Origin of the sequence: Pseudozobellia sp. WGM2 (genome assembly GCF_017810075.1) — a bacterium.
In the GTDB taxonomy this organism is placed as follows: Bacteria; Bacteroidota; Bacteroidia; order Flavobacteriales; family Flavobacteriaceae; genus JADNYK01.
Genome location: NZ_JADNYK010000010.1, coordinates 1 through 22,547 on the forward strand (window position 1 = coordinate 1; position 22,547 = coordinate 22,547).

General features: G+C 38.1%; 23 protein-coding genes. 13 read left to right on the plus strand and 10 right to left on the minus strand.

What is annotated here, in order from left to right; genetic code table 11:
- Positions 1 to 102 precede the first annotated feature (102 nt).
- Both IV512_RS18020 and IV512_RS18025 read right to left on the minus strand, forming a co-directional pair.
- Positions 103 to 1,020, minus strand: coding sequence for an SMP-30/gluconolactonase/LRE family protein (locus tag IV512_RS18020; RefSeq protein WP_209405914.1), 918 nt, complete (start codon positions 1,018 to 1,020; stop codon positions 103 to 105).
- A 38-nt stretch (positions 1,021 to 1,058) separates the two neighbouring features.
- Positions 1,059 to 1,892 carry a sugar phosphate isomerase/epimerase gene (locus tag IV512_RS18025; RefSeq protein WP_209405916.1) on the minus strand — a complete coding sequence of 278 codons (834 nt, stop codon included), beginning with the start codon at positions 1,890 to 1,892 and terminating at the stop codon, positions 1,059 to 1,061.
- A 136-nt stretch (positions 1,893 to 2,028) separates the two neighbouring features.
- On the opposite strand from IV512_RS18025, the gene IV512_RS18030 reads away from it, so the two are divergent.
- The 6 genes from IV512_RS18030 to IV512_RS18055 all read left to right on the plus strand — a co-directional run bounded on the left by IV512_RS18030 (position 2,029) and on the right by IV512_RS18055 (position 7,893).
- A complete protein-coding gene (locus IV512_RS18030; protein ID WP_209405918.1) occupies positions 2,029 to 3,090 on the plus strand; it encodes a putative zinc-binding metallopeptidase in 1,062 nt (353 codons plus the stop codon).
- Between the two features lie 66 nt (positions 3,091 to 3,156).
- Positions 3,157 to 3,966, plus strand: coding sequence for a nucleoside triphosphate pyrophosphohydrolase (gene mazG, locus IV512_RS18035; protein WP_209405920.1), 810 nt, complete (start codon positions 3,157 to 3,159; stop codon positions 3,964 to 3,966).
- Positions 3,967 to 4,011: 45 nt separating this feature from the next.
- Positions 4,012 to 5,388 (plus strand): MATE family efflux transporter, encoded by a 1,377-nt coding sequence (locus IV512_RS18040; protein ID WP_209405922.1) that lies wholly within the window; start codon positions 4,012 to 4,014, stop codon positions 5,386 to 5,388.
- Positions 5,389 to 5,437: 49 nt separating this feature from the next.
- Entirely contained in the window at positions 5,438 to 5,665 is a 228-nt protein-coding gene (locus tag IV512_RS18045; protein ID WP_100869189.1) for a hypothetical protein, read from the plus strand.
- Between the two features lie 12 nt (positions 5,666 to 5,677).
- The gene (locus IV512_RS18050) at positions 5,678 to 6,247 is read left to right on the plus strand and encodes a phosphatase PAP2 family protein (RefSeq protein ID WP_209405924.1); all 570 of its coding nucleotides are present in this window, start codon (positions 5,678 to 5,680) and stop codon (positions 6,245 to 6,247) included.
- Positions 6,244 to 7,893, plus strand: a complete 1,650-nt coding sequence (locus IV512_RS18055) for a glycosyltransferase family 39 protein (RefSeq protein ID WP_209405926.1) — start codon at positions 6,244 to 6,246, stop codon at positions 7,891 to 7,893. The genes IV512_RS18050 and IV512_RS18055 overlap by 4 nt, the downstream gene beginning before the upstream one ends.
- Here IV512_RS18055 and IV512_RS18060 read toward each other — a convergent pair.
- The 4 genes from IV512_RS18060 to IV512_RS18075 form a co-directional block, all read right to left on the minus strand.
- Positions 7,890 to 8,756: a lysylphosphatidylglycerol synthase transmembrane domain-containing protein gene (locus tag IV512_RS18060; protein ID WP_209405928.1), complete on the minus strand. Its 867-nt coding sequence runs from the start codon at positions 8,754 to 8,756 to the stop codon at positions 7,890 to 7,892. The genes IV512_RS18055 and IV512_RS18060 overlap by 4 nt on opposite strands.
- Complete coding sequence (locus tag IV512_RS18065) at positions 8,740 to 9,699, minus strand: glycosyltransferase family 2 protein (protein ID WP_209405930.1); 960 nt, start codon at positions 9,697 to 9,699, stop codon at positions 8,740 to 8,742. Before IV512_RS18065 ends, IV512_RS18060 begins: the two co-directional genes overlap by 17 nt.
- Positions 9,700 to 9,808: 109 nt before the next feature.
- On the minus strand, positions 9,809 to 10,852 hold the full coding sequence (gene meaB, locus IV512_RS18070; RefSeq protein WP_209406072.1) for a methylmalonyl Co-A mutase-associated GTPase MeaB: 1,044 nt from the start codon (positions 10,850 to 10,852) through the stop codon (positions 9,809 to 9,811).
- Positions 10,849 to 11,409: a DUF2911 domain-containing protein gene (locus tag IV512_RS18075; protein WP_209405931.1), complete on the minus strand. Its 561-nt coding sequence runs from the start codon at positions 11,407 to 11,409 to the stop codon at positions 10,849 to 10,851. The genes meaB and IV512_RS18075 overlap by 4 nt, the downstream gene beginning before the upstream one ends.
- A gap of 211 nt (positions 11,410 to 11,620) precedes the next feature.
- On the opposite strand from IV512_RS18075, the gene IV512_RS18080 reads away from it, so the two are divergent.
- On the plus strand, positions 11,621 to 12,046 hold the full coding sequence (locus IV512_RS18080; RefSeq protein ID WP_209405933.1) for an organic hydroperoxide resistance protein: 426 nt from the start codon (positions 11,621 to 11,623) through the stop codon (positions 12,044 to 12,046).
- A 53-nt stretch (positions 12,047 to 12,099) separates the two neighbouring features.
- Here the strand turns inward: IV512_RS18080 and IV512_RS18085 are convergent, their stop codons facing one another.
- A complete protein-coding gene (locus tag IV512_RS18085; protein WP_209405936.1) occupies positions 12,100 to 13,002 on the minus strand; it encodes an aldose epimerase family protein in 903 nt (300 codons plus the stop codon).
- Between the two features lie 119 nt (positions 13,003 to 13,121).
- Between IV512_RS18085 and IV512_RS18090 the strand changes: the two genes are divergently transcribed.
- Genes IV512_RS18090 through IV512_RS18100 form a run of 3 tightly spaced genes read left to right on the plus strand, consistent with a single transcriptional unit; the run spans position 13,122 to position 15,586 of the window.
- The gene (locus IV512_RS18090; protein WP_209405938.1) at positions 13,122 to 13,670 is read left to right on the plus strand and encodes an RNA polymerase sigma factor; all 549 of its coding nucleotides are present in this window, start codon (positions 13,122 to 13,124) and stop codon (positions 13,668 to 13,670) included.
- Positions 13,654 to 14,238: a hypothetical protein gene (locus tag IV512_RS18095; RefSeq protein ID WP_209405939.1), complete on the plus strand. Its 585-nt coding sequence runs from the start codon at positions 13,654 to 13,656 to the stop codon at positions 14,236 to 14,238. Before IV512_RS18090 ends, IV512_RS18095 begins: the two co-directional genes overlap by 17 nt.
- A complete protein-coding gene (locus IV512_RS18100) occupies positions 14,210 to 15,586 on the plus strand; it encodes a hypothetical protein (protein ID WP_209405941.1) in 1,377 nt (458 codons plus the stop codon). The genes IV512_RS18095 and IV512_RS18100 overlap by 29 nt, the downstream gene beginning before the upstream one ends.
- A gap of 48 nt (positions 15,587 to 15,634) precedes the next feature.
- Here IV512_RS18100 and msrA read toward each other — a convergent pair whose 3' ends face one another.
- The gene (gene msrA / locus IV512_RS18105) at positions 15,635 to 16,321 is read right to left on the minus strand and encodes a peptide-methionine (S)-S-oxide reductase MsrA (RefSeq protein WP_209405943.1); all 687 of its coding nucleotides are present in this window, start codon (positions 16,319 to 16,321) and stop codon (positions 15,635 to 15,637) included.
- Positions 16,322 to 16,448: 127 nt separating this feature from the next.
- Positions 16,449 to 17,474: a malectin domain-containing carbohydrate-binding protein gene (locus IV512_RS18110; protein WP_209405945.1), complete on the minus strand. Its 1,026-nt coding sequence runs from the start codon at positions 17,472 to 17,474 to the stop codon at positions 16,449 to 16,451.
- Positions 17,475 to 17,756: 282 nt separating this feature from the next.
- Between IV512_RS18110 and IV512_RS18115 the strand changes: the two genes are divergently transcribed.
- Positions 17,757 to 18,404, plus strand: a complete 648-nt coding sequence (locus IV512_RS18115) for a peptidoglycan DD-metalloendopeptidase family protein (protein ID WP_245224939.1) — start codon at positions 17,757 to 17,759, stop codon at positions 18,402 to 18,404.
- A 71-nt stretch (positions 18,405 to 18,475) separates the two neighbouring features.
- On the opposite strand, the gene IV512_RS18120 is transcribed toward IV512_RS18115, so the two are convergent.
- Complete coding sequence (locus IV512_RS18120) at positions 18,476 to 19,177, minus strand: arylesterase (RefSeq protein ID WP_209405947.1); 702 nt, start codon at positions 19,175 to 19,177, stop codon at positions 18,476 to 18,478.
- A gap of 95 nt (positions 19,178 to 19,272) precedes the next feature.
- Between IV512_RS18120 and IV512_RS18125 the strand changes: the two genes are divergently transcribed.
- Together IV512_RS18125 and IV512_RS18130 are read left to right on the plus strand one after the other, a co-directional pair.
- A complete protein-coding gene (locus tag IV512_RS18125; RefSeq protein ID WP_209405949.1) occupies positions 19,273 to 19,962 on the plus strand; it encodes an ABC transporter ATP-binding protein in 690 nt (229 codons plus the stop codon).
- A gap of 1 nt (position 19,963) precedes the next feature.
- Positions 19,964 to 22,513, plus strand: coding sequence for an ABC transporter permease (locus IV512_RS18130; protein ID WP_245224941.1), 2,550 nt, complete (start codon positions 19,964 to 19,966; stop codon positions 22,511 to 22,513).
- Positions 22,514 to 22,547: the final 34 nt, after the last annotated feature.

Genomic DNA, 22,547 nt, shown 5'->3' on the forward strand with positions numbered 1-22,547 from the left:
ATAAGCTTCAATAGGTCCGTAGATAATTCCAAGGTCGGTCGTTTTTACGCAAAGATCGGACTCCTATATCAATCCGCACACAACTTTTGAGATTGATCCATTTTACCACCGTACGCCATGAACTGCCATGTCTAGCGTGTAAACTGAATCCATTGCGGTTATGAACAATATATTTTGATCAGGGCCGGCAAAGGTCACATTGGCCGTCCATTTTTCGGGTACGTCGATATGTTCTATTTTCTCTCCCTTTGAGTTGAAGACGGTTACTCCGTCTCCGGTCAAATACACATTGCCTAAGTTGTCAACGGTCATACCATCACTACCCATATCGGCAAAAAGTCTTTTATTACTTAGGCTTCCATCTTTTTCAATGGTATAGACATATGTTTTTTTTGCGCCATTATCAGAGACATATAGTGTTTTGCCATCTGCTGATCCAATTATGCCATTGGGCTGTTCATAATTATCATCGATGACAATTCTGGGTGAAGAGCTGTTCAGTTCTAGATAATAAACGCGTCTGGCAGATTGTTCTGGTTCTGTATGTTTCCACCAAGGTCGTTTATAGAAAGGGTCGGTGAAGTAAATACCACCTGACTTGTCGCTCCACAGGTCATTTGGACCATTGAATTTCTTATCCTTAAAATTTTTAAGAAGAACGGTTACTTCTTTGTTCTTGTCAATACGCCAAAGTTCATTTTTTTCATCTGCGGCAGCCAAAAGGTTGCCATCATGATCGATGTAAAGTCCGTTTGAGCGCCCTGCAGGTTTCATATAATCAGTGACCGTATTATTTTTTGAATTCCATTTTACAATACGGTCGTTAGGTTGATCGGTAAAATAAACGTCTCCATTTTTATCGGATGCCGGACCTTCGGTAAATTCAAAAGTGTCAGCCACTAAATTAAGTTCGGCACCTTTGGCAATTATAGAATTAGATTTTATTTGAGCTTTACACGATATGTTTAATGATAATGCTAAAATTAATGCGAAAGCGGGTGCTTTAAAATGGTTTTTCATAATGTTCGTTTAGCCCTGACACTTTTGTTTTCTAAGCGTTATATTTTTTTCAGGAATTTCATATTGTGTTTCATGCTTTCTAGAGGTGTGCTTGCGTATTCTTCTTGTTCTATAAAAATGTGCTTTACCCCTGATGCTTTCTGATTGTTCATCATGGTTTTTATGTCAAGTACGCCTTTACCGAATTCAGTACTTTCTTTTTCATGCATGTTCATGTCTTTCAAATGCCAAAGTGGAAAACGCCCGGGGTATTTTTCAAAATAATCTAGTGGGTCTTTACCAGCAACGACTACCCAACCAAGATCAAGCTCCATATGAACTAGGTCAGGCTCGGTTTGGTCCATTAAAACATCATAAAGTACATGACCATTGTCAGATTCGAATTCATATCCATGATTGTGATACCCAAACTTTAATCCCAATTTTTTGCAAGACTCTCCTGCTTTGTTAAATGCTTCCGCTACTTTCTTATAATTGTCGATCGTTTGACCTTTACTGGGCAGCGAAGAACAAATAAGATATTCTTGCCCAGAGGCTACAGCTTGTTCCATAGTTTTTTCAAAATCATCATCTAAAGCGACGTGTCCACTGGTCAATTGCATTCCTAAATCTTCACATGTTTTTTTCATTCCTTCTGGTGATAGCCCATAGTAAAGACCCTTATTGCTTCTTGCCGACTCTATTTTTTTGATGCCTATATCAGCAATTTGTTCGAGAGTGGCTTTCGCATCCTTCAACATATCATCCCTAAAAGAGTATAATTGAACACCGTATCGGGGCTGATTAGGTGTATTAAAAGAAAATGAGGGTATTAGCAGGGTAGAGGCACCGGCAATCGAGGTTCGTTTAACGAATTGTCTTCTTGAAATCATTATATAGAAATTTATAAGATCAAGATAGCGAAATAGAATGAAAACTAGTTTTCAAATACGTTCAAAATAAATGTGAAAATTGTATTTGAATGCTGAGGCTTGGTATATATTTGAGTATGTTGTTATTTAAATCGCTATGAAAATTTTTAGCTGTCAAAACTGTAGAAACCCCTTGTATTTTGAAAACACGGTTTGTTTGGTCTGCGGTAGTCAAGTCGGATACCTTGAGGAAACCTTTTCTTTGGTCAATTTGACCCAAGCTCATTCAGGTTTCAGTCTGGGCACTAATAACGGTAAGTTCTATCGATATTGTCAAAATGCACAATATGACGCTTGTAACTGGTTGGTCGACATGAGTAGTTCAAGCACGTTCTGCACTGCTTGCTCATTGAATAAGACCATACCTAGTCTGGAAATAGAAAAAAACTTGACGGAGTGGCGAAAAATAGAAATTGCCAAGCATCGATTAGTCTATGCTTTATTGCGTTTTGGTCTACCGGTTGTAGATAAAGATTGGGCGCCCGATGAAGGTCTGGCCTTTAACTTTCTTTCCGATACATCTCATGGTAACAATAATGCACCTGTACGAACGGGCCACCTGAACGGCTTGATTACGATTAATATTGCAGAGGCCGATAGCGTACACCGTGAATACATGCGCAAGCAAATGGCCGAGCCCTATAGAACTTTGATAGGTCATTTTCGACACGAAGTAGGGCATTATTACTGGGAGCGTTTAATACGCAATAATTTTCAGGAAGAACAAAATTTTCGAGCCGTATTTGGTGACGAACGTGCTGACTATGGTCAAGCATTAGAAAAGCATTACGCTCAAGGGGCGCCCAAAAACTGGAATTACAACTACATTAGTGCCTATGCCGCATCTCACCCGTGGGAAGATTGGGCCGAAACTTGGGCGCATTATCTTCACCTAATAGATATGCTAGAGACTGCCTTTTATTTCGGCATTAAGATTGGGGACGATTTTGGCAATACCGCACCAATAAAAATGGAAGCAGTTTTCGACCCTTATACCCAACCTGACTTTGAAGCGATAATCGAATCTTTCTTACCATTAACGTTTGCCCTTAATAGCCTCAATAGAAGTATGGGCCAACCTGATATTTACCCGTTTGTAATACCGGATAATGTCATTGGCAAGTTGAGATATGTGCATCAACTTCTGCACAAGAAATAAATTATTTTGTCTTCGTCAAGTTAGAATTAGCTATATGAGATGCTTACTTTTGTGAAAAGTTAGGCAATGAATTCTAGAAAGAAACAACTTCAAGCATTTGATCGGTTACTGACTATTATGGATGAGCTTCGAGCCCAATGCCCATGGGATAAGAAGCAGACCATGCAGACCTTGAGACATTTGACCATTGAAGAAACCTATGAGTTGGGTGATGCCATTTTAGATAATGATTTAGAGGAAGTGAAAAAAGAACTTGGTGATGTTCTTTTGCATATTGTTTTCTATTCGAAAATAGGTTCAGAAACCAAAGATTTTGACATTGCCGATGTCTGTAATACTATATGTGATAAGCTTATCAACAGGCATCCTCATATTTATGGTGATGTAAAGGTTGAAGATGAAGAAGACGTAAAGAGAAATTGGGAGAACATCAAGCTCAAAGAAGGCAAAAAAAGCGTTTTAGAAGGTGTGCCGAACGGGTTGCCATCTTTGGTAAAGGCTAATCGAATTCAAGATAAAGTCGCAGGTGTAGGTTTTGACTGGGAAAAACCGGAACAAGTCTGGGAAAAGGTTCAGGAAGAACTATCTGAGTTTCAAGATGAAGTTGCTGCTGGCGATAAGAATCAAATGGAATCGGAATTCGGCGATGTGATGTTTTCTATGGTCAATTACGCCCGATTTTTAGAGATCAATCCGGAAAACGCGTTGGAGCGCACCAACAAAAAATTCATGGCCCGATTTCAGTATTTAGAGAAGAAAGCAAAGCACATTGGCAAGTCACTAAAAGAAATGACCCTTGAAGAAATGGATGTATTCTGGGAAGAGGCCAAACGGGTTCAAAGCAATGGTCTAAAGTCAGAGACAGAAACCGAATAATAAGACCACTTTCTTCTTTGAGGTCAATCGCTAATTTACATCGCTTTGTTTGAACAATACACGAAAGAATTTAGATATAATATAAAACTCTCTGTACCAGTGATCATGGGTATGTTGGGCCATACTTTTGTACAATTGGCCGATAACATTATGGTGGGGCAATTGGGTACCGCTCAATTGGCGGCCGTTTCATTAGGTAACAGTTTTGTTTTTATAGCGATGTCTATCGGAATAGGTTTTTCTACTGCGATTACACCCTTGGTCGCCGAAGCCGATGGTGCCGGTAATAAGGCCGACGCCAAGAGCGCTTTAAAACATGGCCTGGCCCTATGTACGGTTATAGGGCTTTCTCTTTTCGGCATCATATTACTGGCCAAACCGCTGATGTATATGATGGAGCAGCCCCCTGAAGTTGTGGAGTTGGCCATTCCATATCTTGATTTGGTAGCTTTTTCGTTGGTTCCGCTCATTGTCTTTCAGGCATTCAAACAATTTTCTGAAGGGCTTTCTCAAACGAGATACCCGATGTATGCTACTATAATTGCCAACATAGTGAACATTGTTCTTAACTACCTGTTGATATTTGGGGCATTCGGTTTTCCTGAAATGGGCATCGTCGGTGCGGCGATTGGTACTCTTGTTTCCCGATTTGTCATGGTATTTTATCTTTGGTTTTTGTTGAAGCGTAAAAAGAAATTTCACGACTATGTAACCGGATTTAATTTCCGTAATCTCGAAAGAAAAGTAATCGATAAGATTATTAGCTTAGGTTTTCCCTCAGCGCTGCAAATGCTGTTTGAAGTAGCGATTTTCACGGCAGCTATATGGCTTAGTGGAGTTTTGGGTAAAAATGCCCAAGCCGCCAATCAAATAGCCCTAAACTTGAGTAGTATGACATTCATGTTCGGGATGGGACTTGGTGTGGCCGCTATGATTCGAGTGGGCAATCAAAAAGGCCTTAAGAATTTTACAGAGTTGAGACGTATCGGGCAATCAATATTTTTTCTGACCTTTTTATTGGAAATCGTCTTTGCTCTTTTATTCTTATGGGGCCGCCACTGGTTTCCCACCCTTTACCTCGATGTTGATGATGTAATCAATATGGCTGACAATACCCAAGTGATTGCACTGGCCGCTGAATTACTTTTGGTCGCTGCGGTTTTTCAAATTTCCGATGGGGTACAAGTAGTTGTTTTAGGTGCTTTGCGTGGTATGCAAGATGTGAAGATTCCGACCCTTCTCACATTCATTGCTTATTGGGTTATTGGTTTTCCCCTAAGTTATTATTTAGGCCTTCATACCGACTTTGAAAGTACCGGAATATGGATCGGACTTCTGGTAGGGCTTACCGCATCAGGTATTATGTTGTATATTCGATTTAATTATTTAACCAAAAAAATGATTGCTGAGACATCCCATTAAATTGTATGATGATGGATGTTTTCCAATTTAAAAGTATATTATAAACGAAATGGAATTTCCAAAATTTTTACTAGGGGATAATACCGATTACCCAACCGCAATATTCGTCGTTCACACTGAGTACCCGAGGTTTATCATTAATCTTGAAAATGATGAAGTCGAATGGTTAGAAGATTTTACTTCGGAAGATGAAAAGGAGCTAGAAGCGGAAGCGGAAAACCTTATCGAACAGGCCAATTCATTTTATGACAGAGAGATTTCTAGATACGAAGACTAGAAAGCAGAAAGTATGTGGGAAGAATTGATTCAATACGATAAAGAACTTTTTCTTTTACTGAATAATTTAGGAAACCCAAGTTGGGATGCCTTTTGGATGTTTATCACCAACAAACTTTCCGCAATACCTCTGTATATAGTTCTTCTATTTTTAACTTATAAACAGTTCGGAATTAAGAAAACCGTACTTTTTGTAGTCGCGGTCGCTTTGATGATATTGGTAACCGACCAGTTGTCTAACTTTTTTAAATATGGAGTTCAACGCTTGCGGCCTTGTTACGATTCTGATTTAGACGGTCTGGTCAGACTGGTGAAAAAATCGTGTGGAGGTAAATTCGGATATTTTTCTGCACATGCGGCCAATAATTTTGCGGTAGCCTTTTTCTTTACATTCTTGTTGAGGTCAAAATACCGTTACCTAGGAATTTTCTTGATATTCTGGGCGATTTTGGTTTCCTATAGTCGAATTTATATCGGGGTACATTTTCCTTTAGATGTATTCTCAGGCGCTTTAATCGGACTGGTTTTTAGCTGGTTATTTACAAAGTTGGTTATATTTGCAGTCGACAAAATACCTATATGATATCTAACTCTAGATATTGGTTTTTAGTGTTCTTGGTTATTCTGGTGTACTTCGCCGGTATGTTCGTAACCCTTTTCGAAAATGACTCTGCGCAATTTGCTGTTATGGCCATGCGAATGGTTCAGGAAAATGATTTTTTGAACCTTTTTAAGGGTACTGAAGAATATTTAGATAAACCACACCTACATTATTGGCTTGCCGCTTTTTCATACCTCGTTTTTGGTATTGAAGATTGGGCATACCGCATACCCGGTATTTTGGCTTTGTTGTTAGGGGCCTATAGTAGCTATGGGCTAGGCAAATTATTATACTCTAAAGATATTGGTAAGATTTCGGCCCTTATTTTTATGACGGCCCAGACCATAGTTCTTGCAGCTATCGATGTTAGAACTGATGCTGTTTTGACCGGCTTTGTCATTTTGTCGATTTGGCAACTTGCCACCTATATCAATACACGATCTTTAAAGGCGCTTCTGCTGGGCTCTATAGGTGCCGGATTGGCATTTTCGTCCAAAGGGCAACTGGCGATATTGGTTATTGGTCTGGCAATACTCAGTCATTTGGCCTATCGAAGAGATTGGAAAGCACTAGTGAATTGGAAAGTGGTTCTTGGTTTGCTTGCTTTTGCAATAACCATTGCTCCTATGCTTTACGCATATTATCATCAATTTGATGTGCATCCTGAGAAAATTATTAGGGAAAAGAGTAATCGCAGTGGTATCTTCTTTATTTTTTGGGAACAAAGCTTTGAAAGACTCAGTGGTGAGGGTATGGGTAGCAATAGTAGTGACTACTTTTTCTTTTTTCATACCTATTTATGGGTGTTCTTACCATGGACGTTCTTGGGCATTATGGCCTATGTCAAAAAAATCAAGACACTTTTTAAATTGAAGTTTAAATACGTAGAAGGTCAAGAGTTTTTGACTTTGGGCGGTATAACTTTTTTCTTTCTCATAGCGAGCTTTTCCCAGTTCAAATTACCACATTACTTAAATAGCATAATCCCGCTATTTGCGGTTTTGACGGCATCTTACCTATACAAGGTAAGTGAAAGGAAAACTTTGAGAACACTCTTAGGTATTCAGTACTTCGTGCTGAGCGTAGTTTTTATGGCTACGGTACTACTTTGTTTTTTAGTTTTTGAATTTGAGAATATTTTTGCCTTAGCGTTTCTTTTGATTTTTCTTTTGGTCATTATTTATTTCTGCCTCAAGAGGGAAGGCTATACACGACGTTTGGTTACAATTTCGGTGTACTCATCGCTGCTTTTGAACGCTACACTGAACCTCCATTTTTATCCAAATCTTTTAACTTATCAAGCAGGTTCAAGTATGGCTGAAGTTGTACATGAAATGGAAATTCCTACGGACAAGATTTACAAAATAGGTGATTATCATACCTGGTCTTTAGATTTCTACAACAAGAAGCCTGTGAAAATTACTTCCTACGAAGCTATTAAGAATAAGAAAGATATTTGGATTTATGCCAATGATGATCAACTTCGTGAACTTCAAGACCGTGATTTTGACTGGAATATTCAATATACACGGGCGCAATTTAGAATTACCCGTTTGAGCTTAAAGTTTTTAAATCCTTCGAAACGAAAAAAGACTTTGAAAAAAATGCATTTGGTGCATATTTACTAAACGGTATGTAGTTGCGGTTTCTTGAAGTGATAGACTATCCCCATAAGAGAAGTCAGTGCGGTAATCAAGAAGAAAACCATGCTTATGGTTATAGATATATCTTGCTCAAGACCCAGCCAAATCGAAAAATAGTAAAAGGTTACTTCTCTACTACCTATACCACCAACCGTTAACGGTAAAACTGCTACAATCGAAGAAATCAAGAATACAAAAAGATACGAAGTGGTTTCGATTGAAATACCCATAGCGAGAAGTATGAACCATACACTAACCAACTGCGCTAGTTGAACCATGGCCGAAAATGCTGTAGATTTCCAGAATACGGGAAAAACAAACTTGAAAAAGCTGCGATTTAACCACCAGAATATTAGAACACTAAGTACTATCAATGGAATAACTAAAAAGCGGTAAGAAACGAAAATTTGATGTTGTAAAAGCAGGGCAAGAATGCAAGCGTAAACGAATAAAAGCAATAAACCGCTCAACCTATCTAAAAGTAAAACGGAAACTACTTTTTTTGTTTTCAATTGAAATGTTTTCTTGATTAGATAGCCTTTATAGGCATCGCCACCTATACCCCCAGGTAGAAATAGATTATAGAACATACCCAAGAGGTATAGTTTTATATTGCTTACGTGCGAGAGTGGAATTGCTAACTCGTGAAAATAAAGGTTCAACCGAAAAGCAGAGAGTAATTTAGATATAATGAAGAAAACTAGGGCAGCCGTTAGAAAAATGGGGTCGATACTTTTTAAAATTCCCCAAACTTCGACAAAGTCGACTTTGGTAAAGACCAAATAAATCAAGAGTGCACTGAAGGCTATCTTCAGAGCGGTGATTACCTTTTTACGCAGATTTGCCACCTACGGATACTTTTTTGATTCGATATGGTCTCTTCTGTTGCGACTCGTAGTAGGTTCGTATCAAAAGTTCCATAACAATACCGATAGTGAACAATTGTATACCTGCAAGAATGAACATTAATCCGAAGATCAATAAGGGTCGGGTTCCGATATCTTCACCGAACCCAAATTTGACCACTAACAGATAGGCGTTTATAATTAACCCGAGAAGAATTAATAATACCCCGAATATTCCGAATAAATGAATAGGTCGCTGAAAATATTTTCTAATGAATAGCAGCAACATCATGTCGGCAATCACCTTGAAGACACGCTCTAGCCCATATTTAGAGACGCCTGCATGACGCGCATGATGTTTGACGGGCACTTGTTTGATTTGGGCTCCTTCAAGGTAGGCGAGCAAAGTTATAAATCGATGCATTTCGCCATACAGGTTGAGGTCTTTGGCGATATCTCTCGAAAAAACCTTTAGAGCACAACCATTATCTTTAATGTCAAGGTTGGTTACGCGTCTCACTAAAAAGTTAGCGATTTTAGAAGGTATTTTTTTGACTAATGAGTCTTTTCTTTTCTGGCGGATACCGGTGACCAAGTCGTATTCTCCATTTACCGCATATTCTAACATTTGCGGAATATCGGTCGGGTCATTTTGAAGGTCCCCATCCATAGTAATAATATATTCTCCTTCGGCATAATCAATACCTGCTGCCAAGGCCAGACTTTGACCATAATTCTTTTTGAGGGCTATGAGGTGCACCTTCTCATCATTCATCTTGTTAACGATTTGACGTGTGCCATCAGATGAGAAGTCGTCGACATATATAATCTGATAGTCGTAGCCTTGTAAGCTTTCGTGAATTTTTTGTGTCAAAAGACTAACATTGTCCGCCTCATTGTATAGAGGCACTACTATAGAAAGCAAAGAATCGGTAACAGGACTCATTTAGTAAGAATGATTTTCGGCAAATTTAGGGTTTTATTGAATAGTGGCAGTTTTAAACAATAGGGTATGTGAAAATGCCTTGCGATGTAATTACAAAATGGCTTATAAATCAATCTTCTTCAGAAAGTTTTAGAAGTTCTTCAGCAGCCTTAAAGGGCGAAATTTCTTTGTCAATCACCTTTGCTATATAAGAATTTAAAGCCGCGATAACCTTTTTATTATCATAAAAATTAATCTTGAGTTGCTCTTCAATAGTTTCTAAAAGCCAATTTTTATTCTGTAGCTCTCTTTTTTTGTAGAGCAGAGACGTTTGTTTCATCGCTTTGACATAGTCTTCAATAATTTTCCAGATAGAAAGAACACTTTTGCTATCTAAAGAGGAGCAAGTAGCGACCTTAGGTTTCCACCCATCCATTTTTAAAGGGTAAAGGTCAAGGGCTCTTCTAAATTCTATTGCTGCTAATTTGGTGTTTTTAATATTCTTACCATCCGACTTATTTATGACTATGGCATCGGCCATTTCTATTATACCTCGTTTTATACCCTGTAATTCATCACCTGCACCTGCAATCTTCAACAATAGAAAAAAGTCTGTCATGCCATGAACAGCTATTTCACTTTGACCTACGCCTACGGTTTCTATTAGAACAATATTGTAGCCTGCAGCTTCACAAAGTATAATTGCTTCCCTGGTTTTACGGGCAACTCCTCCTAAAGATTTGCTTGACGGTGAGGGCCGTATAAAGGCATTTTTTTCTCGAACCAAACTCTCCATTCGAGTTTTGTCACCTAAAATACTTCCTTTACTTTGGTTACTCGTAGGATCTACAGCTAAAACAGCTACTTTATTACCGCTCTCGATTAGTTGTTTACCCAAAGTTTCGATAAAAGTGCTTTTACCAACACCGGGCACACCGGTAATACCCACGCGAATGCTGTTATTTTTCTTTTTCAGGCATTGTTCCAAGACCTCATTTCCTTTTTCAATATCGGATTTCAAAGTACTTTCGATCAGGGTAATGGTCTTAGAAAGTAGTGTCGTATTGCCACTTAGTACTCCCCTGACCAAGTCTTTGACCTGATATTCGTTTTTTCTAATTTTACGAATATTGATTTTTTCTCTTCTGCCTGATTTATCGATGCCTGATTTTATTTATTGATTGGTATTTTGACCTTTGTTCTATCCCAAGCGAAAAACATAAAAAGTTCGCCATTATCTTCAAAGTCGATAGTGAATTTTTCGATGGTATTACGAAGCTCCTCTTTGGGTACTTCAACGGTTAGAACATCATCTTCAGGTCTACGACTGGTTTCTTTACCACCACTTAGTACGGTCACGCCCCAGTCGGGTATATTCTTGTTAAAAATAACACTCCACGTGTCCTCACCAGGTATTGTCCATAAAGAATAAGTGCCGGCAGGTAAACTTTTCTCTGCGATTCTAATGTTTGTTTCGGTTGCAAAGGTAGTAGGTTCATTGGCACCTGTGCGCCATACCATACCATAGGGCACTAAATTCCCGAAAATTTCCCTTTCTTTTTTCGACGGACTCGAATAGTTAACTGAAATATTGAATTCATTTTTTTGGTAGGTTCTGGTTACCTCTGGACTATGCGTTTTCGTTTGCTCCTTCATGTACGGCTCTAGAACAAAGACAAAAAGAAGTCCTAAAATCACCGATATTAATAATGTCCATTTAAGAATTTTCATGGTAAATCTGATTATTTATATTTTATCAAAATTAAATTAAAATCCAATTTGAACAGTAAAATGCAGAACTAAAGCATCAAACTTTATATTGAAATTCTTTTAATAAAATTTCGCAGCTCAAAAATTGCGTTTTCACACTAATTTAATATTTCATTTTATGTTTTTGTTTTATTGGTACGTATCTTAATTGAATAATCAAAATAGAAAGAAAATGAAAACTATTTTCAAAACAAGAGCTACTAACAGTGGAGGTAGAGATGGGCATGTAAAAAGTGAAGATGGGGCAATTGATTTAGGCATAAAAATGCCAAATGCTCAAGGAGAGACAGACGGGAAGTCGACAAACCCTGAACAATTATTTGCAGCTGCTTACTCAACCTGCTTCGCAGGAGCGATACAGGCTATTGCCAAGGATCATGATGTAGATGATTTGGGAGATTTTAATGTTACTGCCGTGGTAGGTTTCAATAAAGATGAAGACGGATTTTTTATTGATGCCACCTTAGACTGTTGGTTGCCGACCGTTGATAAAAAGAAAGGTGAAGATTTAATTAATGCAGCCCATGAAATATGCCCTTACAGCAAGGCGACTAGAGACAATATTACTGTTGAATTGAATCTATTGGTCGAAGCATAAGATTTATAAGTATGCAGATAAACGAGGGGGTTTCTTAACAGGATACCCCCTTTTTAGTTTTTTGAAAACCTGAACTCCGAAATATTACGATACCGTTCTTTTGGTCGTAAGATGCAATTGGGGAAATGGCTGTGATTAGGTGCGTCGGGCACATTTTGGGTTTCAAAACAAATAGCAGCAAAATCCTGAGGGGTGTATACGACCATTGACGGTTGATTTGTGGCAACCTGCATAGTGATGCCTGATTTTTTTGAACTACATTCAGCAGCAATAGTAGACTTGGCGTCGATTACAAAAGGGGTATCAAAGTTTACTTTGGCAATGGGCTTAGCGGTAGAGAAATCGAAATGCGAGTCTTTCGTTGCTAAAACCCTACCTGTCGGTAAGAGATTGTTTTTAGTCTCTAAGTATTGGGGGCAATTGAGTTTTAGACGATAATCGCTTACCGAATTTTCAGTATCCAAACGAAAATATGAATGATTGGTCAAGTTTACTATAGTTGTGCGATCGGTAGTCGGTTCATGTATAATTCTTAAAGCATTTTGTTTCAATACATACGTGACAGTGGTTTTCAAGTTGCCTGGGTAGCCTTCTTCTAGATGTGGGCTGAGATAAGAAAGTTTGACATAAGGTTCTTCACCTTTATGCACTTTTTCGAATTTCCAATATTTCTTACCAAAACCCTCTTTCCCTCCATGAAGATGTACGCCCTTTTCATTATATAACGGGTAGGTCTCTCGGTCTAGAACGAATTCTTTCGAAATACGGCCCGCAAATCGACCAATACAAGCTCCTAAAAACTTTTCATCATCTAGGTAATGGCTGGGGTACTCATAACCGACAACAACATTAGTAAAACTACCATCACTATTTCTTAGCATGAGCTTTTGAAGGGTAGCGCCATAGTCAAGAACAACTAAAATGATATTCCCGTTTTGAATTGTAACTTGTTTCAATAGGTTTATTTAAAAAATTCACTCAAAATTACTCGTTTTTTGCAACATCCAAATATTTGTTTCGTCTTTAAAACAAGACCATACTATTGAGTCAACTGAAACCGACAACTATCTGACCCATGTTTCATATTGATATAGTACAAAAGTGCAAAGCCAATAATAGAAAGGCTCAAATAAAACTGTACCGGCAGTATTGTGAGGGTATGTTCAGAGTGGCGATGCGCTATATAAAAAACAGAGATGATGCAGAAGATATGGTTCAAGAATCATTTATAAAAGCATTTCAGAGAATTGAGCAGTTTAGCGGAGATGTCACATTTGGTGCTTGGTTAAAGAGAATTGTCATCAACCAGTGCATTGACTTTCTGAAAGCTAAGAAGCATGAGTTTACGTCTTATGAAGAAGAACATATGAAAGTGATAATAGATGAAGACGAAAATTGGTTTGTAGCTGATAACGTGACCATAGACGAGGTTAGAAACGCAATGAAGAATTTACCAGAAAAATATAGGTTCGTCGTAATGATGTATTTATTGGAAGGTTATGACCATAGTGAAATTGCAGAAGTCTTACAATTAACCGAAACCACCAGTAGAACCCGTTTAATGCGGGGCAAGGTTTATTTAAAAAAATTATTGAAAGAAAAAGAGCATGTCAAAAGATATTAGGAAACTTTTTGAAGAGGTGCATGTACCCGACGAACCTAAAATAAAGTCGGGCCATGAAAAACGATTTTTAGAGCGTTTGGAGAAAGAATTACCTGAGCAACGTAAAAATTATGGACAGCAAATCGCCATGGTAGCTTCGATTATTGTCTTACTTGGTGTGTCGATATTGTATTTCTCAGACCACCAGAATATCCCAGAAAATGAGACGGTTGTGAATAAGATGGAAAAACCGGGCAAGCCTCAGAGTATTTCATTAGGCGATTTATCACCTGATTTAAATAAGCTTGAAAATTATTACGTGGCGAATATCAACCTAGAACTTTCAAAATTGGAAGTGTCTGAAAAGAATAAAATTATTGTTGAGAGTTTTATGGGCCAACTAAATGAGCTAAACGATGAGTATAGCGAGCTGAATAGAGAGCTTAACGAAATGGGCCCCAATGACCAAACGATTACTGCAATGATTAAAAACTTACAATTGCGATTGCAGTTAATGCGAAAATTGAAAGAGAAAACAAAAAAATTAAAAACATCAAAAAATGAAGCAGTTACAAAAACTAATATTTAAGCCCTTACTGGCATCCCTATGCCTCATCAGCATAGGGGGTTTCGGGCAAAGTGAATCGAAAACTTTCTCGGAAGACTTTAATGTGGAAGATGATGTGGTTATCGATATTAATACAAGTTATACGGATATAGAATTCGAAACTTGGAATAAGGATAAGGTGGTAATAGAGGTCACTATTACTTGGGAAGGTAGTTTAAAAAATGACGTTTCGAACTATTTTGAAAATAGCGGTTTTGAAATTATGGGGAACAGTAGACGGGTTACAATCGCAAGCAAGGGTACTTCAATAAGCCCAATTCACCTTTCGAACGAAATCGATTTTGATATTGAACTTACTGAACTTCCTGACTTGGAATCTTTTAAATTTAATCTATCAGAAATGGAAGATTTACCTGTAATGCCACCTGTACCTTCACCAAAATTTGATTACGAGGAATACGAGAAAAAAGGTGAAAAATACCTAAAAGACTGGCAAAAGGATTTTGAAGAAAATTTTGGGGAACCATATCGAGAGAGAATGGAAAAATGGCATCAAAAAATAGGAGAGAAACAACGAAAGGTTCATGAGAAGAGACAAGAAGCGCACGATAAGATGGCTGAAGCAAGGGCGGAACAAGCTTTAGAACGGGCTGAGCTAAACCAGAGAAGAATGGTTGAACGACAAGCCAGAATAGGAGCTCAAAAATCTGTTCATAGCCAACCAAATATCTTTTATAAAGATAATGACGGCAGAAGTAAGAAGTACGAGGTCAAAAGGAGTATTAAAATTAGAATGCCAAAATCAGCTAGAATTAAGATGAATGTTCGTCATGGTGAGGTAAAACTTGCAGAGCGCACAAATAACTTGGAAGCCTCCCTTTCTTATGCAAAACTTTCTGCTAGAGCTATTGAGGGTAATAAAACTATGGTAATGGCTTCATACTCCCCAATAGAGGTTGAAAACTGGTTTCAAGGCGAATTGCGAACCAATTTCTCTGAGTATACCGACTTAAAAAACGTTACAAATATTAAATTGAGTTCTAAGTCTTCCGAAGTAACCATTACCAATCTAACCAAAAATGCCGATATCAAAAATAGCTTCGGTCCTATTTATATTAGCTCCATATCCGATGATTTTGAAGCTTTGAAAGTTGTTTTAGAGTATTCGGAAATGGTCTGCGAATTGCCCAAAACAGCATATGCTCTTTCGGTTAGTGAAATCGCTTCAGAAATTATATTTCCTGAAAGAGTACAAATGATTGCAATTAAAAATAATCAGGGAGTAGCTTACTCGGGGTTTAATATGGAAGAAAATTCCAGAAAATCAGTTTCGATTACTTCTAAATACGGAGAAGTTGTACTGAAATGACAAAAAAAGCGACTTGAAGAAGTCGCTTATAAAACCGTTATATTACTTCTAGTGATTTGAATCTTCTTTCAAATAATCGGTGAAATTTTCCTTGAACCGATTTAAGCGGGGTATGGATACATTTCTGATGTAAGAATTATTCGGGTTCTTTCTCTCATAATCTTGATGATAAGCTTCGGCATCGTAAAACTTTTCAAACTCTATAACCTGAGTGGTTATGGTTCGTCCGTTGTAAACATCATTCTCTTCTAAAGCTTTAATATAGCTCTCGATTGTTTTCTTTTCATTTTCATTTTTATAAAATGCGATAGAACGATATTGTGGACCATGATCTGGCCCCTGACTATTGAGTGTCGTAGGGTCATGAGAACCAAAAAACACCTGAACCAATGCTGTGAAAGAAATTACTTCAGGGTCATAATACACTTTTACCGCCTCTGCGTGATTAGTTTTACCTGCGGCTACTTGCTCATATTTTGGGTTCTTTTTAGTGCCACCCGAATATCCGGAAACAACTTCTTTTACCCCTTTAATACTTTCAAATATGGCCTCGACGCACCAAAAACAGCCACTTGCAAAATATGCAGTTTCATAATTATCAAGTTCTTGCACACTCAGTTTAACTATTTCTTTCTTTTTCTGTGTTTCTCGAACAGGCGATTCTGTTTTTTTGGTATTTGATTGACAAGATGTACCAAATAAGAGAGATATAGCTACAATTATTACTTTAAGCATTATTCAATTTTTAACTAATTAGTGTAGTTTATCTACGATACCTTACATCAAAAGGTTCAAAAAAAATAGGTCTTCGAAGAAAAGTTCTTCAAAGACCTAGATAATTATAAGTAAAAACTTACAACCTTTATTCAGAACCGATTGTTCCTGTTCCGAAAACTTCGATAGCAGATATTTTAGGTTTGTTCGTAGAAGCTTCTAAGGTAATAGTTAATTCTCCATCAGTCACCTCAATATCATACATTTTAGAACCAGCGGTTCCGGCACCATGCTCTTTAAAGAGGTCGTAGCCTGTGAAAATCTGAGTATCTTCCATAGAAATATTAAAAATTCTACTGCCCTCGCCACCTTCTAACATTTGTGGATTGTCTACACCCCAATAAATTTCAGCAAAATACAGTTTTACTGTGTAAGTACCATTTGTTGCTGGAATACTGTAGGAAAATGGGCCTTTGGCATTTTGATTATCCGTAATTCTCTCAGTTAAGAAAATTTCATCCATCTCAGTGTCTTCGATTTCAGTGACACTTGGATTAGTGTAAGAAATCGTAGGACCTTCAAAGAATTGATCTTCTAAAAATGTGATATCACCGTAAGTGATTTCAGGTCCTCCACAGTTAATTCTCAGAAGTGTAGGTCCTACAGGTTCAGTCGATTGAGTGACTTCTTGTGCAGGGTTAGATTCATCAGGATTAAATGTTATGGCTGCTGTATCGGTAATGTCTACACCGTCAAGTGCACCAGAAACAGTGATTGTTTCCTCATCATTACCAGTCACGGTGGCTGTGTAAGTACCATCACCATTATCAGTTACATCAGAAACATTTGCTGAACCGGTAACGGATAGAGTTACAGTTCCTCCACTTGAATTTAAAGAGTTTCCGTCAGCATCAGCGAGTTCGACCGTTACTGTAGCGGTACCTGTTCCGTCGATCAATTCAGGCTCAGTAGCTTCTATAATTGTATTTTCATTAGTCGGATCAGCCACTTGCTCCGGCTCCGGCTCTGGCTCGGGTTCTGGCTCTGGATCAGGATCAGGAGTTTGTTCTGTATCCGACCCTCCATCATCACTGCTACAGGCTACGGGTACCATTACAAATGAAACAAGAAGTAAACTTAGCAGGAAAAGTTTGGTAATATTGATACGCTTCATAATTCAAATTTTTAGTAAATAATTCATTTTCCTTTTCAAAATATCTATGCAAATTATTCAAATACTGTTCATGCTGCAATATTTTTTTTACTTTATCGATAAAATACTAAAGTTATCGACAGGTTATTCATAGCTTGATATCATATATTAAATATTGTACTCCAAACAATTATATACCTATAATCTATACCCAAATGCAGAGCTGTCATTGTCAAAAAATAACATTTGGTGCTTTACCTTTACGGAATGAAAATGACTCCTAATTTTTATACTCCTTTTTCAATGGAATCTATTCCTATTTTGGATGTAAGTCTCAATAAATATACCGCGATAAATTTATCTTTTGATAATCAAGAGCTTAAGGGTTTTGATTTTGAGGATTTAGAAGAATGTCAAAATTATATTGATAAGGTCTTGAAAAATAACAATGCTACAGTTGCCTATGGCGGATATCTCGAACAAAGAAATTTGTACCAATGCAAATCTATTTTTTCTGGTATGGGTCAACCCCAACGAAATATTCACTTGGGGCTAGATTTTTGGTGTAAGGCGGGTACTAAGGTTATAGCCCCTTTGAATGGCGAAGTACATAGTTTTAGAAATAATCATGCCACTGGAGATTATGGGCCGACAATTATTCTTGAGCACAAAAATAAATCAAAGGTGTTTTATTCTTTGTACGGACACTTATCCGTCACTTCTCTAATAGATCTCTATAAGGGCAAATCATTTTGTAAAGGAGACATATTGGGCGAGTTAGGTACGCCTGAAGAAAACGTAAACTATGCTCCCCATCTACACTTTCAACTCATAAATGATATAGGTGACTATATCGGAGATTATCCAGGGGTATGTGCCAAAGAGGATTTAGATTTTTATTCAAAGAATTGTCCCAATCCTAGTTTACTTTTAAATCTAGAAACTTGCTAATCTGTTAATAATACGTCAACAATTAGCAATCAAATTTTGAACTAATGATTAAAACACCAAAATCTGTGTGATTACTGGTTTACAAAACTTTTATTCATAAGTTCTTCGATAATTTCCCAAACATTTTCCATGACAATTTTCTGACCTTCCGCAGTGGGGTGAATACCATCCTCTAAATTTAATTCAGGGTTCCCGGCCACACCCTCCAATAGAAAAGGTATAAGGCTCACGTCGTTCGCTTCGGCCAACTCTGGAAATATGGTTTTGAATTCAGAGGTGTACGCTTGTCCCATATTAGGCGGAATTTCCATACCGGCGAGAACTATTTTGGTTTCAGGATTCTTACTCTTTACTAAATCGATCATTGCTTGAAGATTTTTTCGGGTTTCGTCTAACGGAACGCCTCGAAGACCATCGTTGGCTCCTAGTTCAAGTACGAAAATATCAACCTTTTGAGTCAGCACCCATTGCAATCTGTTGAGTCCGCCAGAAGTAGTTTCACCACTTAATCCTGAATTGATGGTGATGTAGTTAAGCTCAAGAGAGTCTAAACGGTTTTGAATCAAGGCGGGAAACGCTTCCTCTGTATCTAGACCGTAACCGGCAGTCAGACTGTTTCCGAAAAAGAGAATAACTTTTTCATCTGTTTCATTTATTTTTTGGTTTTTGGATGTTTTCTCTGAATCTTCCGAAGATTCTTTTTTAGGTGCCTCCCCACATGAAATCAAAAGAAAGACCGATAAAAAATAACTAAATTTTAAGATGTTCTGCATGGCCAAAAGGTCTCGAAATATAAATCTATTGCTTATTTTTCCAAAAGTCGTGTGTATCAACACTGATACAATGAATACGAAATAATTATACATTAATGACAAAGATATTAAACGTTCACCAGCTGGGGAAAAGCTATAATAGCGGTTCTAAAAAACTGACGGTTTTAGATGATATATCATTCCAAATTAATGAGGGAGAAACTTTTGCAATTGTCGGTCCCTCGGGCAGCGGTAAAACAACACTGCTAGGCTTAGCGGCCGGTCTTGACTACCCTGATTTAGGAACCATTGAGTTATGCGGAGTCGATTTAGATAATTTAGATGAGGATGAGAGAGCTCTTTTACGAAACAGTAATGTGGGTTTTATATTCCAGAACTTTCAATTGTTACCAACATTAACTGCCCTTGAGAACGTGATAGTACCCCTCGAACTGCAGGGTAAGACGAACGTTGAGAAAATCGGAAAAGATTTATTGAGCAAAGTTGGGCTAAGCGATCGAATAGACCACTATCCATCTCAACTTTCCGGTGGTGAACAACAGCGGGTAGCGCTAGCTCGTGCTTTTTCGAGTCGTCCATCTATTCTATTTGCAGATGAACCAACTGGTAATTTAGATGAAGAGACTGGTGAAAAAGTCGTTCAGTTGCTATTCGATTTGAACAAAGAAGCCGGAACAACTTTAGTGATAGTTACACATGATTTAGATTTGGCGCGAAAATGCAAAAGGATTTTACGCCTAAAGGGTGGGCGAGTGCTTGCCGATACCCATAGCGAACAATTATAGTATGAGCCAAAACAAAATTACTAAGGCAGGTTTTAAATGGTTGTTGAAAATGGCATGGCGAGATGGTAAGGCCAGTGGTAACCGCCTTCTTTTATTTATGGCGTCAATAGTTCTTGGTATTGCCGCTGTAGTCTCGATACAATCTTTTAGTGAGAACCTTAAAGAAAATATTTCACTCCAGTCAAAGGAATTAATGGGGGCTGATTTCATTATTGATAGTAAGCAACCCCCGAATGAAAGGGTTCAGCAAATAATCGATTCTTTAGGTGGTGCCGATGCCAAAGGGGTGAATTTTCCTTCAATGGCCGTTTTTGGTAAAAGCAAGGCTACAAAGCTGGTCAAGGTTCAGGGGGTCGAAGGGGGATTTCCGTTTTATGGGGAATTAGAAACAAGTCCGGCGAATGCAGCGAAAACATATCAAGAAAGCGGTGGTGCTTTGGTAGATGCAACTTTAATGCTTCAATATGGGTTGGTACATGGTGATTCTATTGCTATAGGAAAAGTTAAACTTCCGGTGGTGGGCACCTTAATTTCGATGCCGGGCAGTAGTGGCGTTTCGGCCCAAGTGGCGCCACCGGTACTTATACCGTATGACATGATAGACGCTACCGGTCTGATACAAGTTGGTAGTAGAATCGATTACGATTACTTTTTTGTTGCTGAACCCAATCAAGATTTAGAGAAACTCGATGAAAAAATCGACCCTCAACTCGATGCCGAAAGTGCAGATTTAGATACACATTTATCTACAGGTCAACGGTTGGGCAGGCGCTACGATAATTTTGGTAAATTTTTGAATCTTGTTGCATTTATCGCCCTTCTTTTGGGTTGTGTAGGTGTGGCAAGTTCGGTACACATTTATATTAAGGAAAAATTACGATCGGTTGCGGTGCTTAAGTGTATGGGTGCCACACGAAAGCAAACCTTCTATATTTTTTTGATTCAGATTTCGGCTATGGGATTGCTCGGGGGGCTTATAGGGTCGTTCTTAGGCTTGTCGCTTCAGCAATTCTTTCCCTTGCTTATCGAAGGGTTCTTACCTTTCGAAATAGAAATTACATTTTCTTTCGAGCCTATATTAATGGGGCTGTTATTAGGTGTATTTATGTCTGTTCTGTTTGCATTGTCACCTTTGCTGGCTACATGGTATGTATCGCCATTAGAGGTTTTACGTGTGCAAAAAGAAAGTTCGTCAAAGTCTAGACGAGCCAACTTTATTGTTATGTTGGCCATACTATTCTTCATTTTGATATTTGCACAATTTCTATTGGATAATTGGAAATATGCATTCTCGTTCGTAGGTGTAATTCTTGCGGTTTTCGCGATTCTTTCGGGTGTATCGATTCTCTTTATGAAGATTATAAAAAACAACTTTCCATACTCTTGGGGGTTCTCGGCTAGACAGAGTCTATTGAACCTTTTCAGACCCAACAATCAGACCTTGGTTTTAATTTTGGCCATTGGGGTCGGTACATTCTTAATCAGTACATTATATTTCTCTAAGGATATTCTTCTCGTAAAAGCGAATTTGGAAAACAATGAGGAATCGCCTAACCTTATTCTTCTAGATGTTCAAACGGAAGACAAGCAAATGGCAGCGGAGCGCATTGAGGAGTTGGGTCTTCCCGTTTTAAATAATATACCTATCGTGACCATGCGTGTTCAAAAAATCAAGAATCGTCAAGTTAACGATATTCGAAATGATACCACATCCACAATAAACAATTGGGTTTTGAACCATGAATTTCGGGTTACTTATCGGGATTCGTTAATCGCTTCAGAAAACTCTACGGGAGGTAGTTGGCCCGTTGACTATAATAGGGATGATGTAATTCCTATTTCACTGTCAGATAATGTGGCACGCGATGCACAGGTAGAACTAGGTGATAAACTCACTTTTAATGTGCAAGGCGTTTTAATGGAAACCGAAATTGCGAACATAAGGGAAATCGATTGGGGGCGAATGCAATTGAATTTTAACGTGCTATTTCCTGCGAAGGTATTGGAGAATGCGCCTCAGTTTCATGTGTTAACGACTCATGCGCCTGACGAAACTAAATCTGCTGAGGTTCAGCGAGCCCTGGTCAGTAAATTTCCAACAGTATCGATAATCGATTTACGACAGGTGTTGACGGTAGTAGAAGGTATCTTAGATAAGATTTCGTGGGTTATTAATTTTATGGCCTTCTTTAGTATTTTAACAGGTATAATAGTTTTGATAGGTTCCGTTCGTACGAGTAAATACCAACGTATAAAAGAAAGTGTACTATTGCGAACATTGGGTGCAAAGGGCAAGCAAATTTCTAGAATCGCAGTTTTAGAATATCTTTACTTAGGCCTACTTGGTACTTCGACCGGTGTACTTCTGGCATTGGTAAGCAGCATTTTATTGGCTGTTTTTGTTTTCAAAGCGACATTTATACCCTCTTGGGTACCCTTTGTAATTGTAATACCTTTTATAACAGGTCTAGTGGTGATTATTGGGGTGCTGAACAACAGAGAGGTACTTCGCAGTCCACCTTTAGAAATACTTCGAAAAGAAGTGTCTTAGAAAATATAATGACATGATTTAATGGGAGGCTGGT

Bases quoted from the DNA above. Each gene is read 5' to 3' on its own strand.
- IV512_RS18020 (WP_209405914.1), bottom strand. From the start codon at position 1,020: ATGAAAAACCATTTTAAAGCACCCGCTTTCGCATTAATTTTAGCATTA.
- IV512_RS18025 (WP_209405916.1), bottom strand. From the start codon at position 1,892: ATGATTTCAAGAAGACAATTCGTTAAACGAACCTCGATTGCCGGTGCC.
- IV512_RS18030 (WP_209405918.1), top strand. From the start codon at position 2,029: ATGAAAATTTTTAGCTGTCAAAACTGTAGAAACCCCTTGTATTTTGAA.
- mazG (WP_209405920.1), top strand. From the start codon at position 3,157: ATGAATTCTAGAAAGAAACAACTTCAAGCATTTGATCGGTTACTGACT.
- IV512_RS18045 (WP_100869189.1), top strand. From the start codon at position 5,438: ATGGAATTTCCAAAATTTTTACTAGGGGATAATACCGATTACCCAACC.
- IV512_RS18050 (WP_209405924.1), top strand. From the start codon at position 5,678: ATGTGGGAAGAATTGATTCAATACGATAAAGAACTTTTTCTTTTACTG.
- IV512_RS18055 (WP_209405926.1), top strand. From the start codon at position 6,244: ATGATATCTAACTCTAGATATTGGTTTTTAGTGTTCTTGGTTATTCTG.
- IV512_RS18065 (WP_209405930.1), bottom strand. From the start codon at position 9,699: ATGAGTCCTGTTACCGATTCTTTGCTTTCTATAGTAGTGCCTCTATAC.
- IV512_RS18075 (WP_209405931.1), bottom strand. From the start codon at position 11,409: ATGAAAATTCTTAAATGGACATTATTAATATCGGTGATTTTAGGACTT.
- IV512_RS18080 (WP_209405933.1), top strand. From the start codon at position 11,621: ATGAAAACTATTTTCAAAACAAGAGCTACTAACAGTGGAGGTAGAGAT.
- IV512_RS18090 (WP_209405938.1), top strand. From the start codon at position 13,122: ATGTTTCATATTGATATAGTACAAAAGTGCAAAGCCAATAATAGAAAG.
- IV512_RS18095 (WP_209405939.1), top strand. From the start codon at position 13,654: ATGTCAAAAGATATTAGGAAACTTTTTGAAGAGGTGCATGTACCCGAC.
- IV512_RS18100 (WP_209405941.1), top strand. From the start codon at position 14,210: ATGAAGCAGTTACAAAAACTAATATTTAAGCCCTTACTGGCATCCCTA.
- msrA (WP_209405943.1), bottom strand. From the start codon at position 16,321: ATGCTTAAAGTAATAATTGTAGCTATATCTCTCTTATTTGGTACATCT.
- IV512_RS18110 (WP_209405945.1), bottom strand. From the start codon at position 17,474: ATGAAGCGTATCAATATTACCAAACTTTTCCTGCTAAGTTTACTTCTT.
- IV512_RS18115 (WP_245224939.1), top strand. From the start codon at position 17,757: ATGGAATCTATTCCTATTTTGGATGTAAGTCTCAATAAATATACCGCG.
- IV512_RS18120 (WP_209405947.1), bottom strand. From the start codon at position 19,177: ATGCAGAACATCTTAAAATTTAGTTATTTTTTATCGGTCTTTCTTTTG.
- IV512_RS18125 (WP_209405949.1), top strand. From the start codon at position 19,273: ATGACAAAGATATTAAACGTTCACCAGCTGGGGAAAAGCTATAATAGC.
- IV512_RS18130 (WP_245224941.1), top strand. From the start codon at position 19,964: ATGAGCCAAAACAAAATTACTAAGGCAGGTTTTAAATGGTTGTTGAAA.